Raw genomic sequence first — 17,205 nt, 5'->3', positions numbered from 1 at the left:
CCTCGATGAACATTTGTCGAATAATCTTTATAGATTCATTATACACCCTTTATATGGTAATAATAAAGAAATAAATCATAAACACCATATATTTTTAAGTATCATCAAAGAAAACAAACCATTTTAGATTTTTATAACTAAAAAAATATGGCGATTTTATGAATACGCTCTTGTTGCTGATAGGAAATTTAAGTTATTATATAAGGTGGACTTTCACATATTGTACTTTTAGAAATGGTTTTAAAGAAAGGATTTTTTTCATGGAAAATGTTGCAAAGCACGATCAGCCCACACATAAAGTATTGTGGCAGCTGACGAGACCACACACGTTAACTGCTTCTTTTGTTCCCGTTTTTATTGGGACAGTTTTAGCATTACAATATGAACAGATTCATACTGGCTTGTTTTTAGCCATGTTATTTGCTTGTTTGTTCATTCAAATAGCCACAAATTTGTTCAATGAATACTATGATTTCATAAGGGGATTGGATACAGCTGATTCAGTTGGAATTGGTGGAGCTATTGTAAGGCATGGTATGAAACCAAAAACAGTAATGAATTTGGCGATTGCCTTATATACTGCTTCCCTATTGCTTGGTGTATATATCTGCATGAGCACGAGCTGGTGGATTGCCCTTGTTGGGGTGTTAGGAATGGCTATTGGCTATCTTTATACAGGCGGGCCGCTTCCTATCGCATATACGCCATTTGGTGAGTTATTTTCAGGGATTTGCATGGGAACAATCTTCATTTTGATTTCCTTCTATATTCAAACAGGTTTTGTTAATGAACAAAGCATTTTAATATCAGTACCAATTGCGATTTTAATCGGATGCATCAACTTATCTAACAATATAAGAGATATTGAAGAAGATACACTTGGCGGCCGAAAAACAATTGCCATTTTAATGGGATTTGAAAAAGCTGTTCAGCTTCTTGCTGCATTGTTTATCATCTCTTATGTTTGGATTCTTGGCCTTGTAATATTTGGTATCAGCAGTCCGTGGTTATTAATTGTGTTTCTTAGCATTAAAAAACCGATTCAAGCAATTAAAGGCTTCAAAGGAAGCCGCAGTGAAACTCCAATTGCGATGAAATCAACGGCACAAACGAATACATTTTTTGGATTGTTTTTAGGAATCGGCATCCTGCTTGATTTTATCTTCTCAAAACTATAAGGAAAAGCGCACCGTAAAGGGTGCGCTTTTTCTCTCTTTAGGAAGCTTTTTGCTTTCCTTTTTCATATATGTCAATTCCTGCTTCATTCAGCATCCATTCGATATGGACACCATAACCGCTTGTCGGGTCATTAACGAACACATGGGTAACGGCACCAATCAGCTTGCCGTCTTGAATGATTGGGCTTCCGCTCATTCCTTGTACAATGCCTCCCGTTTTCTTGAGAAGCTCTTTGTCTGTTACCTTGATGACCATTCCTTTTGTTGCTGGGAACTTTTGCGGTACAGAGCTGACCACTTCAATATCAAATAGCTTCACTTCATCATTATCAACAACAGTTAGAATTTGGGCTGGTCCTTCTTTCACCTGATCTGATAAGGTGATTGGCATAGCTTTATCCATAATTCCATTTGTCATTCCCCTATTTAGTTCTCCAAAAATTCCAAATGGGCTGTTTGTTGTTATATTGCCGATTACTTCCTTGTCAGAGGAGAAGCGTGCCAGCTTTTCACCTGGGTTGCCATTTTCACCTTTTTCAATGCTAGTGACCGTTGATCGTAAAATTTCACCGTCATCCACGACAATTGGTTTTTTCGTATCCATATCAGAAATAACATGACCTAAAGCTCCATATTTTTTTGATTCAGGATGATAGAACGTCATCGTTCCAATGCCAGCTGCTGAATCTCTAATATACAAGCCTAATTTAAATGTGTCGGAACCTTTTTCCTTTAAAGGTTCTAATTTAGTTTTGATTGTGTCTTTGTCACGTAATATTGTTAAGTTAAGCGGATCTCCTGTTTCTCCTGCACTTTGGACAAATGGTGCCACATCTGCCATCTTTTCAATTTTTTTGCCATTGATTTCTGTAATCATATCTCCTACTTTAATGCCTGCTTTTTCACCTGGTGATGCTTTGCCTTCAACCGTATTCACCTGATGATGTCCAACAATCAGTACGCCAACTGAATTTAACTTCACCCCGATAGATTGTCCGCCGGGGATTACTTTAAAGTCTTTTAAAACATTCACATCAACCTTTTTAACCGGAAAGCCTGCCAGCTCTAAAACCATCTCGTTTTTACCATTCTCTTCACCATGCAGCGAATACTCCCCTTCATCTTGACTTAGGGCAACGACTGAGTTATCCTCCGTAACCATGCTTGATGCGGGTATGGATGAACTGCTTATCACTGTATTCTGGCCTTCAAAGATAGTGACGCTTTTTGGGATATGAAGATATTCTTGAAAGGGTTTGTTAAAGCTTATAGAAATTAATGAAACAAGGAGAATTCCACCAATTATTTTTCTTAGGAAATCCATTTTCATATCATTCACTCTCCTCGCTTCTAATCACCAAATTCTTGGCTTATATATAAGTTTGCCTGCATGGTGGTCATTTATTACTGTAAAAACTATAAAAAACCTGCACACTTTGGTTAGTAATAGCAATTTTGTAAAACGTGAATAACGGATTAAGCAAAATGCCCTTTACCTAATAGTTAAAATCTCCTACAAGATTCTTTTCATATTAAAAATAAAAACCCCTGTTAAACAGGGGTTTCCTTGTTCTATCTTTTATTCTTGACCTTTTGGGCCAATTTTAACAGCTCTTTTGCATGTTTTTTTGTTAAATCCGTTATTTCAGTACCGGAAATCATTCTCGCAATTTCCTTTATTTTATCCTGTGTTTCCAATGGTGTAACCGTTGCTGATGTCCTTCCATCATGAATAGCTTTCGCAATATACAGATGCGTATCAGACATTGCCGCTACTTGAGGCATATGGGAAATACAAAGCACTTGAGAGCCAGCGGAGACGCTTGAGATTTTTTCTGCGATCGCCTGTGCGACTCTGCCGCTTACGCCTGTATCCACCTCATCAAAAATGATCGATGTGACACCTTGATGCTTTGAGAAAATACTCTTTAACGCGAGCATCATTCTCGACAGCTCTCCACCTGAGACGATTTTAGACAAAGGCTTAAGCGGTTCGCCTGGATTTGTAGAAATATAAAATTCCACTTGATCCATCCCCGCTCTGGAGATATTATCCTCGTCTGAGTTAAATCTAACCTCAAAGACGGTTTTCTCCATATACAGCTCTTTCAGCTCTTGATGAATATCGTCTGTTAATCGAATAGCTGCTTTTTTGCGAAGTGAGCTAAGTTCATTTGCTTCGACAAGTAAATCCTTTTTAATGCTCAATAATTCCTTTTCGAGCATATCAATATGTGTTTCTTTATTTTGGAGTGTTTCAAGCTCTTCCTCAATTTTAGCTGCATATTCTAGTATTTCATCAACAGATTTCCCATATTTCCGCTTAAGTGAATTTATTTCATTCAGCCTTGCTTCAATACTGTTCAGCCGTTCAGGATCATATTCGAGATAATCAAGGCTGTTTCTCAGCCTGCTTGCAACATCCTCAAGAATATAAAAGCTGTTAGAAACAGACTCTGAAATATCTGCATATTCCGGGTCAAGACTTGCAGCTTCCTCCATATGGCCCATCACTTCGCCAAGCCAATCAAGCCCTTTTTGCTCACCCTTTAAGGCTGTGTAGCCTGTTTGGATGCTTTCGAAAATTCTTTCAAAGTTGCCGAGCCGCTTTTTTTCCTCCAGCAGTTCTTCATCTTCATTTTTCTGTAAGTTTGCATTGATGATTTCTTGGTGCTGAAATGTTAGTAAGTCGAGACGATGTGCCATCTGCTGTTCGTTTTCAGTCAAGTTCATCAATTTTTTTTGTGTTTGCGCATACGTACGGAATAATCCTTCATATTCCTTAAATACAGGTGCAAGTTCGGAAGCTGCATACGTATCAAGAAGCATGAGATGCTTTGTTTCATCCATCAATTCCTGATGCTCATGCTGGCCATGTATATCAATAAGACTTGAGCCTATCTCTCTTAATGTGGAGATTGTTATAAGCTTCCCGTTAATACGGCAAACACTTTTGCCGGAAACAGAAATATCCCTTCTAAGGATAATCGTACCTTCTTCAATATCTATACCAAATTCCTGCATCTTCTGAAAACAAGGATGTCCATTTTCAATGTAAAACAGCCCTTCAATTTCTGCCTTTTCCTCTCCATGACGAACAAATTCTGCGGAGCCTCTTCCGCCAACAAGCAGATTAATCGCATCAATAATCATCGATTTCCCAGCACCTGTTTCCCCTGTCAGAACCGTTAATCCCTTACGGAAGGAGACGGCAAGTGATTCAATAATGGCAAAGTTTTTGATAGATAATTCATTAAGCAAAATTTGTCACCTCTTTTACAGCATTTCAAGAAAACGATCTGTAATTGTTTGGCCATCCTCTGCCGTGCGACAGATAATCAGACATGTGTCATCACCGCAAATAGTTCCGAGAATTTCCTCCCAATCTAAATTATCAATTAATGCGCCTATCGCTTGGGCATTTCCTGGCAATGATTTTAATACAAGTAAATTGCCGGCAGAATCGATTTTTACAAATGCATCCATTAATGTCCTTTTTAATTTCTGCAGTGGGTTAAAACGCTGATCAGCTGGAAGGCTGTATTTATATCGTCCGTCCTGCAGAGGTACCTTTACAAGATGCAGCTCCTTAATATCTCTGGAAACCGTTGCTTGTGTTACATTATATCCAGCATTTTTCAGCTCGTCGACAAGGTCGTCCTGTGTTTCTATTTCATTATTGGAGATAATATCCCTAATTTTTATATGCCTTTGTCCTTTATTCATTACTATCATTCCTTTAATGGACATTTTGTCCACTTGTTTTTTTGGATTTGTGAAGCAAGCTCGCTGTCCACTCCTTAAGCCTGAAATTATGGCGTTTAGGCTCTATTCCTATATTTCGACAAAAAACTGCTATATCCTTGTAATTTCATTGTATCTTTATTCTATAATTTGTATGTATTCTTTTGCAATCCAAAAAGGAATAAGTTGAACTTATTCCTTTGGAAGAGTCCTTATTAACTTATTGCTTTGCTTTCTTCAATTCCTCATGTGCACTTTCAACCACTGCATTTACATCAACTAAATTGTCTTCTGCACCAAGTTCTGACCAGTGAAGATGAAGCAGAAATTCAATGTTGCCATCACCGCCTGTTATCGGTGAGAAGGAAAGGTTTTTGATTTGATAGCCTTCTTCTTTGGAAAATGCAATGATTCTTTCCAGCACATCTGCATGCACCTTCTTATCCCTGACAATTCCTTTTTTGCCGACTTGCTCTCTGCCTGCTTCGAATTGCGGCTTTACTAATGCAATAATATCGCTGCCTGAAGCAAGTAAGGTTTTTAAAACAGGAAGAATCAGCTTTAATGAAATAAACGACACATCGATCGATGCAAAGTTTGGCATTTCCCCTTGCAAGTCTGCAGGAGTTACATACCGGAAATTCGTGCGCTCCATTACAATAACTCTTTCATCCTGTCTTAACTTCCAAGCCAGCTGATTATAACCGACATCTAATGCATAGGACATTTTTGCACCGTTTTGCAAAGCACAATCTGTAAAGCCGCCTGTTGACGCGCCAATGTCCAGCAATACTTTATCTTTTGCAGTTAAATCAAACACCTCAAGTGCTTTTTCGAGCTTCAAGCCACCGCGACTTACATATTTAAGTGTTTTTCCTTTCACTGTGAGCTTGGATTCCACGGCGATTTTTTCTCCTGGTTTATCCAATCTCTCTTCGTCGCAATAGACGATTCCAGCCATAATCGCTCTTTTTGCTTTTTCTCTTGTTTCAAATAATCCTTGCTCCACTAATAAAACATCAATGCGTTCTTTCTTCATTTATTATCTAAGCCCTTTTTTGTTTTTTTCTCGCAATCGAGTTAATTCTTTTAACTGCTTCGTCTGTTGTTAAGTGAATTTCTGCTAATAAGGAATCTACATCCCCATGCTCAACAAACTGATCAGGAATTCCCATTCTGTCAATCACAGTGGAACCAAAGCCAGTTTCTTGTGCATATTCAAGCACATAGCTTCCAAATCCACCTTGAAGAACTGCCTCTTCTATCGTTAATATTGGCATTTGCTGCTTGAACAATTCCGTAAGCATCGCTTCATCTAATGGTTTAATAAATCTTGCGTTTATTACCTTCACAGATGTTCCTTGCTTTTCTAGAATTTCCGCTGCGTTCATTGCCATTCCAATTGTTGTTCCAAAAGTCAAGATTGCTACGTCGCTTCCCTCTCTCAGAACCTCCCATGATCCAATTGGGATACAATTTAATTCCTCATCCATTGGGACACCAAGTCCATTACCACGAGGGAAACGCATTGCAATCGGACCAGCATCATATGAAATGGCCGTATTTACCATATGCTGCCCTTCGTTTTCATCCTTTGGCATCATTAGTACTAAGTTCGGCATATGACGCAAGAAAGAAATATCGTAAACACCTTGATGTGTTTCACCATCTGCTCCAACAAGACCAGCACGGTCAATCCCGATAAAGACGTTTAGGTTTTGCCTGCACACATCGTGAAGCATTTGATCATACGCTCTTTGCAGGAATGTGGAATAAATCGCTAAAAATGGTTTCATATTTTGCGTGGCAAGCCCTGCTGCCAAAGTAACAGCATGCTGTTCAGCAATCCCCACATCAAGCATTCTATTTGGAAACTCTGCTGCAAAGCTTTCCAGTTTAGAGCCAACAGGCATTGCTGGTGTTATCGCAACAATTCTTTCATCCTTCCTTGCAAGCTTAAGCACTGTATCGCTAACAAGCTTACTCCAAGCAGGTGCAGTATTGACAGGCTTCACAATAGCACCTGTTTCAATTTTATAAGGGCCTGTTCCATGCCATGTTCCGATCTTATCCTCTTCAGCAGGAGAATATCCTTTGCCTTTTTTCGTTATTACGTGCAAAAGAACTGGTCCTTCTGTTTTTTTAGCATAATTTAAATGCTCGATTAAATCTTCATAATTATGGCCGTCCACTGGACCTAAGTAAGTAAATCCAAGCTCTTCAAAAAACACACCGGAAACAAGCAGATATTTTAAGCTATCCTTGATTCTTTCTGCTGTTGCGGCCATCTTTCCACCGACTGCTGGAATTTTCTTCAACAGCATTTCAAGCTCGTCTTTTACCCATTGGTATTTGCCGGCAGTTCTTAATCTACCAAGTACATGATGTAATGCACCTACATTTGGTGCAATACTCATTTCATTGTCATTAAGAATGACAATCATATTCGTTTTTTCGTCACCAATATGGTTCAATGCTTCTAAAGCCATTCCGCCAGTCAAGGCACCATCACCGATGATTGGCACCACAAAGGAGTCTTCCTTCTTTAAATCTCTTGCGACAGCCATTCCCATTGCGGCTGACAATGAAGTAGAGCTATGGCCTGTTTCCCATACATCATGCTCACTCTCATTCATTTTCGGGAAGCCAGACATTCCTTTATACTGTCTTAATGTATCGAAATCCTTCGCTCTACCAGTTAAAATTTTGTGGACATAAGCTTGGTGGCCAACATCCCATATAAATTTATCCTTCGGACTGTCAAAGCACTTATGCAAAGCAATTGTCAATTCGACAACTCCAAGATTCGGGCCGATATGTCCGCCTTTCGTCGACAAGGTATTTATTAAAAACGTACGAACATCTTCACTCAACTTCTCGAGTTCTTCCATTGATAAGTCTTTTAGAAAGGCTGGATTCTTTATTGACAATAAATCCATCGTTAACAACTCTCTTTCATTCAATTTAAACCTTATATTATGAATTTGCGCTTATTTTTACTTTTTACGTTAATTTATTGTTATGTATGCTAAGTATAATCTTTCGTGTTATTACTAGCTATACATGTTAAATATGTATTATACCATTCAACCATCCTTAATAGGAAGTAATTCTATATAGGCCTTATTATGTGGTTAAAGGATCTGTTGGTGCGATTTCTCCATTTGAACCGTTTCTCGGTCAAAAGTGCATATAAGATTATTTTAACATAAAGCTCCTAAAAATAACCGCTAACACAAAGTGATAGCGGCCACATATCAGCATATTCTTCATGTATAAGGTTAAATCGTCTTGTATAAAGCGGTTTCTTCCTCACTATATACCCTTATTCTTCCTGCATTAAACACGATTTAGCTGTTGCGATTCCCGACTAGTTCAGTCATTTCCTCCAAAAGCCCCGTTTTAAGTGAAAGCTCTTTAAGTTTTTCCTTAGCAGCATCTATATGGTATGTCAGCTCTTTTTTAGCACCATCCATTGTTAAAAGAGCAGGGTATGTACTCTTATGATTATGCACATCACTACCAAGCGGTTTGCCAATCAGCTCTTCATCACCTTCCACATCCAAAATGTCATCTCTTATTTGGAAAGCAAGACCTAAGTGGTAGGCAAAGCTTGTCAAAAGCTCCATCTGCTCCTTATCCGCACCTGCAAGGACTGCGCCTACCAGGATGCTTGCTTCAAGCATTTTCCCGGTTTTGTGAACGTGAATATATTCAAGGTCTTCTTTAGAAAGTTTTTTCCCTTCACCTTCTATATCTCCAACCTGTCCGCCAACCATGCCTTCTGCACCTGCAGCTTTAGCGATAATTTCAAGCACTTTTATTTTTGTTTCAGCATCAAATTTCATTGCGGTCACTAGCTGAAAAGCATATGTTAAAAGCGCATCACCAGCTAATATAGCAATTGCTTCTCCGTAAACCTTATGATTTGTTGGTATGCCTCTTCGCAAATCATCATCATCCATGCTTGGTAAATCATCGTGAATTAATGAATACGTATGTATCATTTCAATTGCTGCTGCAGGAAGCATACCCGTTTCCGGATCTTTTCCGAATGCAGACATTGTCGCAAAGGTTAGCAATGGACGAATTCTTTTTCCTCCAGCAGAAAGTGAATAATGCATCGAGTCCAAGATAATTTCTGGTGCTGCCAGCTGTGATACACTGTGTTTCAGTTCCTGTTCTACAAGTTTCTTATATTTGTTTGTAAAAGCTGTTAAAGAGAGATCAGACAATCGCTTATTCCTCCTCGTTTATGGAGAAAGCTTCTTTTTGCCCATTGTCTAACACAATTTCTGCAAGCTGCTCTTCCACATTTTTTAATTTATCATGACAAAACTTAGACAGTTCCATGCCTCTTTTGTATGTATTGATTGCTTCTTCAAGAGGAACATCTCCCTCTTCAAGCTTTTCTACAATTTTCTCTAGCTCTTCCATTGCTTCTTCAAAAGACAATCCATTTTTAGACATCGTTCTTTCACTCCTTAATAGATGTTACACGTGCCTCCACTGTTCCATCAGAAAGACGCAGTTCAATTTGTTCATCCTCTTTTACCTGCTTGATGCTGGAAATCAATTTCCCCTCAGGAGAATAAGCCAGATTATAGCCTCTTTCCATTATTTTCAACGGGCTTAACGCATCCATTTTCCCAATAACCGATTGGAACATATGTAATTTTTTCTGGTGTATTAGATTCATGTTTCGGACGAGGTTCTTTTCCAAATTAACTCTGTTTTTGTCTGCATTATGCAGCAGCTCTTGCGGATGACTTCTGTTAAGACGTCTTGTGATTACCTCGTGCTTTTCCTCTTTAAGCAAAAACAGTTTATTTATATTGCGCTGTAATAATTCATTTTGCCTGTCCAATTGCTCCATTTTTTGGTCAAGCAGCAATTTTGGATAACGAAAAGCATAGGATTTTTCCATTTTTCCAAGCCTGTTCTTTTCCTTATCGACTCTTTCCTTTGTTGCCCGAATTAATCTGGCTTTTCTTGTTAGCAGCCTTTCCATAAGCTCCTCCATATGTGGTGCTGCCATTTCGGCTGCTCCTGTTGGCGTCGGTGCTCTTAGGTCTGCTACAAAGTCAGCGATTGTAAAGTCTGTTTCATGACCAACAGCAGAAATAATAGGGATGGAAGAGGCAAAAATCGCGTTTGCTACCGTTTCCTCATTGAATGCCCAAAGCTCTTCAATGGACCCTCCACCTCTACCGACAATCAATACGTCGATTTGCGGGGCTTCCATGCTGTTAGCCTTGCCGATAGCTTTCACGATAGATGGTGCTGCTGCTTCTCCTTGCACAAGGGCGGGAAAAATGATGATTTTGGCAATTGGATATCGCCTTTTGATGGTAATAAGTACGTCCCTGATAGCTGCACCTGTTGGAGAAGTGATAATCCCAATCGTATCAGGATATTTAGGGATAGGTTTTTTATGAGCGGCAGAAAACAGTCCATCTGCCTCCAACTTCTTCTTAAGCTGTTCATAAGCCAAATACAGGTCGCCGATACCGTCTGGACTCATTTCTTGAACATACATTTGATATTGGCCGCTTTGCTCATACACAGTAACGGAAGCCTTCACAAGGACCTTCATCCCGTTTTCCGGCTTAAATTTCATCCCTTGGGCACTTCTCGCAAACATGACAGCAAGGATTCTTGCCTTATCGTCCTTTAAGGTGAAGTACATATGTCCACTGCTATGCTGTTTGAAATTTGATATTTCGCCCTTAACATGGACATGCTGCAAATGGGGATCGGCGTCGAATTTTCTTTTTATGTATTTCGTTAAAGCTTGTATTGTCAAATACCTATTTTCCATTTTAAACGCTCCCTTACAGGATAAAAGGGAATGGCAGTATATCTGCTTTCCCTTTAATGTGTTCGCGTATCTCTATTGTGAACGATTCTTTCTATTCCCTATTCATAAACTTTACAAACTGTTTTTGATTTTGGAAAGCAGTCCATTAACAAACTTGCTGGACTTGTCGTCACCATATGCTTTTGCAATTTCTACCGCTTCGTCAATGACAACATTTGCCGGCACTTCCTCGGAACCATATAAAAGTTCATAAACAGAAATTCTTAAAAGATTTCTGTCTACATTGGCAATTCTGTCGATTGTCCAATTTTCCAAATGCTTGCTTATTTGCTCATCAATTGACACTTGGTGGTCTAGTACTCCATTAACAAGTGCAGACAGATATACATCCGGCTTTTCGCCATCAAGTGCATGGATGATTGCTTCATTCTTGTCTATTTCACTTAGGTCAATTTGAAATAACGCTTGAAGCGCCTTTTCTCTTGCCGTTCTTCTTTTCATTTCTTTTATGCTCCTTTAAACACTTGCATGTAAAACATGCTTGTCCATTATTCTTTTAAAGAATCCATGTCTTGGACTCTTTATCATTATGTCATTCGGCCATTTTCCTATTACCATCTTAACATGCTAAAAAGATAATAGCATATATAGACAGAAACTTCTATTCACCATTAAACTTTTGGAAACTTTCCGCACTAAAAAAGCTGCCAAGAGCCATTGCAGCTTTTTCTACACATAGCTTGGAACGCTATATGTAGAAAAAGTTAAGCATATCCTCAAAGCAGCTTATTTATTTACATCTCTTGCTGTGTTTCTGTGTCTTGTTTCGCATTCTCAAACTGAACGCCAACCACATGTATATTAATTTCTTCCGCTACTAACGCTGTCATATTAAGCAGTGTTTGGCGAATATTATCTTGTATTTGCTGTGCGACTTGCGGGATGGAAATGCCAAAGTTCATCACACAATAGACATCCACCTTTATGCCATCTTCAGCGAGCTCCACTTTAACTCCTTTGTTGTGCAGCTTTTTACCCAGCTTTTCCACAACTCCAGAAGCAAAGTTTCCTCTCATCTGGGCTACACCCTCCACTTCAGATGCTGCAATCCCAGCGATTACTTCGATGACTTCAGGAGCAATTTCCACTTTTCCCAAGCCAGTGTATTCCTGGTTCATATCTAAAATAGTTGATTCGCTCATTTTGGTTCCTCCCTTTAATCTTCGGATTTCATCAAATCATACATCTCTAAAAACTTTGTGTTGAAGTTTCCTTCTACAAATTTTTCATGATTAAGGAGTTTCAAGTGAAACGGGATTGTTGTATGAACGCCTTCAATAACAAATTCACTAAGTGCGCGCTTCATACGTGCGATTGCTTCATTTCTTGTCGCGCCATATGTAATCACCTTCGCGATCATACTGTCATAGTATGGCGGGATTGTGTAGCCTGGATATGCTGCAGAATCAACACGAACACCTAAACCACCTGGCGGAAGATACATATTGATTTTTCCAGCTGACGGCATGAAATTCTTTGCAGGATTTTCAGCATTGATACGGCATTCTATCGCCCATCCATTAAATTCAACATCCTTTTGCGTTACAGCCAATGGTTTTCCAGATGCTACTAGTATTTGCTCTTTTATCAAATCAATACCCGTTACCATTTCTGTAACAGGATGCTCTACTTGAATACGAGTGTTCATTTCCATGAAGTAGAACTGTTGATTTTGGTAATCGTAAATAAATTCAACCGTGCCTGCACCGCTGTATTTCACAGCTTCTGCTGCCTTAACTGCAGCTGCACCCATTCTTTCACGAATTTCCTCTGTCAATACTGGTGAAGGAGTCTCTTCCAAAAGCTTTTGCAGTCTTCTTTGAATAGAACAGTCTCTTTCACCTAAATGAATTACTTGGCCGTAGTTATCAGCAAGTACTTGCAGTTCAACATGACGGAAGTCTTCAATGAACTTCTCTAAGTAAACACCAGCATTACCGAAAGCTGTTAAAGCTTCTTGTTGAGTGATGTTAATTCCGTTGATAAGCTCTTCTTCTGTTCTTGCAACACGGATACCCTTACCGCCTCCGCCTGCAGTTGCTTTAATGATAACAGGATAGCCAATTTTCTCTGCAAGACTGATGCCTTCCTCCACATCCTTTATGATGCCTTGAGATCCTGGCACAATCGGAACACCAGCTTCGCGCATTGTTTCTCTCGCAACGTCTTTTGTTCCCATTTTATTAATGGCTTCTGGACTTGGTCCCACAAAAGTTATGTTGCAATCACGGCAAAGCTCTGCGAAGTCGGCATTTTCTGCCAAGAATCCGTAACCAGGATGGATTGCATCACTGCCAGTCAGCATTGCTGCACTGATAATATTTGTAAAGTTCAAGTAGCTTTCCTTAGAGGAAGTCGGCCCGATGCAAATAGCTTCATCTGCGAGCTGAACATGAAGGGCTTCTCTGTCCGCCTCTGAAAATACTGCTACCGTTTCAATATTCATTTCACGGCACGCTCTGATAATCCGTACCGCTATTTCTCCTCTGTTTGCGATTAATAGCTTCTTAATCATATGTTAAACCCTCTCTTTACAGAGCCTTCACTAAAAATAAAGGTTCACCGTATTCTACTAGCTCGCCGTCTTTAACAAGAATTTCGACAATCTCCCCTTCAACCTCTGCAGTGATTTCGTTGAATAGCTTCATTGCCTCCACAATACATACTACTGTATCTTTTGACACTTTATCTCCAACAGACACATATGCAGGTGCATCAGGTGTTGCAGATTGATAGAAAGTTCCTACCATCGGCGAAGTTACTTTATGTAAGTTCTCATTTGAGCTTACCGCAGGAGCTTGAGCCGCTTCTTCTTGGACTACTTGTGCTGCTTGCGGCTGAACTGCTTGAATCTGCTGTATAGGTGCAGGTGCACTTACAGCTGCGATTGCTTGAACCTCAGGACGATTTTTTTTGATTTCTACTTTCGCTCCTTCATTTTCATATACGAAGTCGCTAATGTTTGAATCGTTGATAAGGTTAATCAGATCCTTGATTTCTTCTATTTTTAACATGCTTTTGCACTCCTTCATTACAATTCTTTATGACTAGATACTAATATCATACGATAAGACCTTCTAATAGTTCAACCACTTCTATCATTCAGTATCATTTTTCTTGCAGTTATTTATTCCTTCTGCTAAATTATCATACCATTTTCTGCAGAAAATAACTATTCACATCATTTTTTCTTCTGACAAAAATAAAAAAAAGCAAAAAGGAAAGCTGTCTTCCCTTTTTGCCTTTTTTCTTATTTAGGATCGATTTTCACTGCAACAAAGGCGTTTGGCTGGTTTAAGTTTTCTCTAACTAATTGGACGATATCATTGGCTGCTTCAGCAGATAGCTCGCCAGCTTTTACAGTTACATTTACTTTTCCGTCAACAGCACGGACAAGCACATCATCATAATTTTCCGCTTTAATCAGTGTTTCCATCATTTTTTCATTATCAGACAGCTTTTGCAGCTCCTCAATTTTGTCTTGAGCCGCGCTTTTTTCCTCAGCTGTTTTTGCTTCTGACATTGTTTCAGTCAGCTGCTCTTCTTGTTTGCTGCGCTGTTCATCCAATTGCAATCTCATTTCTTCAAATACTTCGTCAGAGGCAATCGTTGATACAGAGCTGCCATCCTCTGCCGCAGCATCTCCTTTCGCATTTTCAGTAGCTGCTTCTTCTTTTGCTGTGTTTTCCTTCGCTGCGTCTTCTGTTGTCGCAAATTCATTTGTCTGTTCTGGTGATGTTGTGTAATACACTGTCAATACAACCACTAAGCTTAACATTGTCAATAACCATACCGTTTGCTTTTTCAATAACATTTATGAATCCCCCTTAATTTTGTTTTGCTTGAACAGATACCCGGTGGCTTGGGACATCCAATGCCCTTGTAACCGCCTCAACTATCATGCTTTTCACTTTTATATTTTCAGCTCCTTTTGCAATGACAAGAACACCTCTAATTGTCGGCTTCTTCGTTTCCACAACAATTGGAACTTGCTTATCTCCATTTGGCACTGTTACCAAACTCTCTTCTGAGGAGTTTTCTTCGACAGTTCGCTTTCCGCCCTGAGGATCCTCTTCTTGTGTTGTCTGGCTTGAATTGGTCTTATTCTTTTCATACACCTTCGTCTCAGAGCCATCAATATTGACATAAACAACTGCATCCTTCACACCAGCCATTGCATTGATCGCGTCTTTGATTTGATCTGTGTAGAGTTTTTCGTAATCAGTAATGTCTGTTGAATTGCCGGATTTCTGACCAAATACCTCTTCTGCCTGGTCTGTGCTTGCTGCCTCGTTTTGATTAAAAGCTGAAACATCTGCGTTCCCATCTTTAAAGAACATGTTGCTTAACAGCATAATGGCAGCCCCGAACAATACAACAATAATTAAATACTGGGCCTTCCCTTGCTTTTTGTTGTTGTTGCCAGACAGCATTTTTTTTAGAAAAGTAATCGGACCTTGTGCCTTATCTTTATCCGTGGCCTTATCCTTATCCTTGTCATTGTCTTTTTCCATATCTGCACTACTCCCCTCCTTTAGCTAGAATGGCGATGTTACCTTCTGGCACATCCCATTTACCTGATAGAAATGAAACAATATTAGCTGTATCCACTTGTTCTTTGCCACTGCTTTCTGGAAGGGGTTGCTGTGTGTCAATGGATACAGGACTGACTGCTTCCACTGCCCCTTGTGACTCCTCATCCGCCTCCTTCAGGACTAGGACAAGTCTGTCTAAATTGTCTGGAAAGCTTTCTTTTGATTGATCATTTAACGATAGTTTAATGGAATCTATTTCGACTCCGTAGTCTGCTATCAACTCCTTGTTGGCATCCTCCTTCAGTTGGACAGCCATTTTTTCTAATGTATATTCATCAAGTGATGCTTGTATTTCTTTTTTTTGCGATTCTATCGAATTTTCTATATTTTTTTCTTCTGGAAGATTGATAGTAGCTGCCTCAAGCACTTTTTCAAAATCACCTGAAACAAGCTTAAACACTGGTGTCAGGATAACGGTGATCAGCAAAAGACCACAAACGAGCTTTGCGTATTTTTGAAACGTAGAATTCGGCAGCAGCATATCAATCACTGTCGCCAGCAAAACAAATAGAATGATATTAGTAACCCATTCTGTTATAAAACTCATATTATTCACCTACCTTATTTCATCATCATCGTCACATTGCTTGCAGCGATGATAACGGTAAGACTTAAAAAGAACATGAGAGAAACAATTGCCAAGGCTGCAAAAACATACAGAACGCTTTTGCTGATAATGTCCAGGCAGTTGATGACAGGACCCCCTCCAAGCGGCTGCAGCAATGCTGCTGCAAATTTATAAATAATCGAGATGACGAGAATTTTTAATGCCGGAAAAGCAACAATGATTAAAAGGATGGCAACACCGGCAATACCGACTGTATTTTTCAGCAACAGAGAAGCACTTATAACAGTATCAGCGGTATCTGTGAACATCCTGCCTATTACTGGAATAAAATTCCCTGCCACAAATTTAGCTGTCCGCAATGTAATTCCATCTGTAACAGCAGTTGATATTCCTTGGACAGATAGGACGCCTAAGAAGATCGTCAAAAATATCCCAAGAATGCCTATACTGATATTGCGCAGCAAATTACCTAGCTGTGTCACTTTATACTGACTTGATAAACTGCTGACAATATGCAGCAATGTGGACAAGAACAATAACGGTAATACGATGTAGGAAATCAGCATGCCGCTTGTATTCATTAAAAACAGAATAACAGGATGGAAAAACGCTGCCGATATCGCACCACCTGATGCTGCCATTAATGCAAGCAAGAGCGGCACGAGTGCCAAAATAAAGCTTGTCATGGTGGTGATCGCTTCATTGGCATAGGTAATCGCGACGTGAAAGCTATTAAGTGCTAAAATAATCAAGACCATAAACACAATAGAATAAGCTACCTTACTAATGGAGCTGTTTTCAAAGGAGTTTTGCAGCATCTGAAGCAGCATGCTGAAAACAGTCAATAGAATAAGCGATCCAAGCAGCTTGCCATTGACGACAACCTCATGAAAGATAAACTTCGTCAAGCCAGAGAAAAACATACTGAAGTCAAAATCCTTCTCGCCCTTAATAAAGTCATAGAGACTTCCCTTCTGAATCTCTGGCAGATAGCCTCCATACTCATTAGTTATGCTTTCCCAAAAACCTTTCAGCTCTGTTAAATCAAGACTGTCAATTTGGGATTGAACGACCTCTTCCGGGCTAAATGCCTGACTCGTTGTTGCTTCTTCTTCTGTATCGTCTTGAGGAGATTCTGCTTGTACAACTGGATTAATGAATAAAAAGAATGTGAATAAGAATACTAGTACAATTTTTAGTTTCGTTTTCATTAGTTCACCCCAAGATTAAACATCTTAC

The 17,205-nt window shown here is 39.4% G+C and carries 17 protein-coding genes; 1 reads left to right on the top strand and 16 read right to left on the bottom strand.

Annotation, left to right across the window (positions count from 1 at the left end; translation table 11 throughout):
- Positions 1-260 precede the first annotated feature (260 nt).
- Positions 261-1,178: a 1,4-dihydroxy-2-naphthoate polyprenyltransferase gene (locus CEQ21_RS19550; RefSeq protein ID WP_185765947.1), complete on the top strand. Its 918-nt coding sequence runs from the start codon at positions 261-263 to the stop codon at positions 1,176-1,178.
- 37 nt (positions 1,179-1,215) lie between these two features.
- Here CEQ21_RS19550 and spoIVB read toward each other — a convergent pair whose 3' ends face one another.
- The 16 genes from spoIVB to spoIIIAE form a co-directional block, all read right to left on the bottom strand.
- Complete coding sequence (gene spoIVB / locus CEQ21_RS19545; protein ID WP_185765946.1) at positions 1,216-2,508, bottom strand: SpoIVB peptidase; 1,293 nt, start codon at positions 2,506-2,508, stop codon at positions 1,216-1,218.
- A gap of 242 nt (positions 2,509-2,750) precedes the next feature.
- A complete protein-coding gene (gene recN / locus CEQ21_RS19540) occupies positions 2,751-4,439 on the bottom strand; it encodes a DNA repair protein RecN (RefSeq protein ID WP_185765945.1) in 1,689 nt (562 codons plus the stop codon).
- A gap of 15 nt (positions 4,440-4,454) precedes the next feature.
- Positions 4,455-4,904 (bottom strand): transcriptional regulator AhrC/ArgR, encoded by a 450-nt coding sequence (gene ahrC / locus CEQ21_RS19535; protein WP_185765944.1) that lies wholly within the window; start codon positions 4,902-4,904, stop codon positions 4,455-4,457.
- Between the two features lie 238 nt (positions 4,905-5,142).
- Positions 5,143-5,961: a TlyA family RNA methyltransferase gene (locus tag CEQ21_RS19530; RefSeq protein WP_185765943.1), complete on the bottom strand. Its 819-nt coding sequence runs from the start codon at positions 5,959-5,961 to the stop codon at positions 5,143-5,145.
- Between the two features lie 7 nt (positions 5,962-5,968).
- Complete coding sequence (dxs, locus tag CEQ21_RS19525) at positions 5,969-7,861, bottom strand: 1-deoxy-D-xylulose-5-phosphate synthase (RefSeq protein WP_185765942.1); 1,893 nt, start codon at positions 7,859-7,861, stop codon at positions 5,969-5,971.
- A gap of 411 nt (positions 7,862-8,272) precedes the next feature.
- Entirely contained in the window at positions 8,273-9,157 is an 885-nt protein-coding gene (locus CEQ21_RS19520) for a polyprenyl synthetase family protein (protein WP_235907286.1), read from the bottom strand.
- A gap of 4 nt (positions 9,158-9,161) precedes the next feature.
- Positions 9,162-9,392: an exodeoxyribonuclease VII small subunit gene (xseB, locus tag CEQ21_RS19515; protein ID WP_185765941.1), complete on the bottom strand. Its 231-nt coding sequence runs from the start codon at positions 9,390-9,392 to the stop codon at positions 9,162-9,164.
- Positions 9,393-9,399: 7 nt separating this feature from the next.
- The gene (gene xseA / locus CEQ21_RS19510) at positions 9,400-10,743 is read right to left on the bottom strand and encodes an exodeoxyribonuclease VII large subunit (protein WP_185765940.1); all 1,344 of its coding nucleotides are present in this window, start codon (positions 10,741-10,743) and stop codon (positions 9,400-9,402) included.
- 111 nt (positions 10,744-10,854) lie between these two features.
- On the bottom strand, positions 10,855-11,244 hold the full coding sequence (gene nusB, locus CEQ21_RS19505; RefSeq protein ID WP_185765939.1) for a transcription antitermination factor NusB: 390 nt from the start codon (positions 11,242-11,244) through the stop codon (positions 10,855-10,857).
- Positions 11,245-11,537: 293 nt separating this feature from the next.
- A complete protein-coding gene (locus tag CEQ21_RS19500; protein ID WP_127737500.1) occupies positions 11,538-11,945 on the bottom strand; it encodes an Asp23/Gls24 family envelope stress response protein in 408 nt (135 codons plus the stop codon).
- 14 nt (positions 11,946-11,959) lie between these two features.
- Entirely contained in the window at positions 11,960-13,318 is a 1,359-nt protein-coding gene (accC, locus tag CEQ21_RS19495; protein WP_185765938.1) for an acetyl-CoA carboxylase biotin carboxylase subunit, read from the bottom strand.
- Between the two features lie 16 nt (positions 13,319-13,334).
- Positions 13,335-13,817 (bottom strand): acetyl-CoA carboxylase biotin carboxyl carrier protein, encoded by a 483-nt coding sequence (gene accB / locus CEQ21_RS19490; protein ID WP_185765937.1) that lies wholly within the window; start codon positions 13,815-13,817, stop codon positions 13,335-13,337.
- Between the two features lie 236 nt (positions 13,818-14,053).
- Positions 14,054-14,617 (bottom strand): SpoIIIAH-like family protein, encoded by a 564-nt coding sequence (locus CEQ21_RS19485; protein ID WP_185765936.1) that lies wholly within the window; start codon positions 14,615-14,617, stop codon positions 14,054-14,056.
- Between the two features lie 13 nt (positions 14,618-14,630).
- The gene (gene spoIIIAG, locus CEQ21_RS19480) at positions 14,631-15,317 is read right to left on the bottom strand and encodes a stage III sporulation protein AG (protein WP_185765935.1); all 687 of its coding nucleotides are present in this window, start codon (positions 15,315-15,317) and stop codon (positions 14,631-14,633) included.
- 7 nt (positions 15,318-15,324) lie between these two features.
- Complete coding sequence (gene spoIIIAF / locus CEQ21_RS19475) at positions 15,325-15,945, bottom strand: stage III sporulation protein AF (RefSeq protein ID WP_185765934.1); 621 nt, start codon at positions 15,943-15,945, stop codon at positions 15,325-15,327.
- 14 nt (positions 15,946-15,959) lie between these two features.
- Positions 15,960-17,177, bottom strand: coding sequence for a stage III sporulation protein AE (gene spoIIIAE / locus CEQ21_RS19470; protein ID WP_185765933.1), 1,218 nt, complete (start codon positions 17,175-17,177; stop codon positions 15,960-15,962).
- Between the last annotated feature and the right edge of the window lie 28 nt (positions 17,178-17,205).

Source organism: Niallia circulans (genome assembly GCF_007273535.1).
GTDB lineage: Bacteria > Bacillota > Bacilli > Bacillales > Cytobacillaceae > Niallia > Niallia circulans_B.
This window is presented reverse-complemented; position numbering and strand designations above follow the sequence as displayed.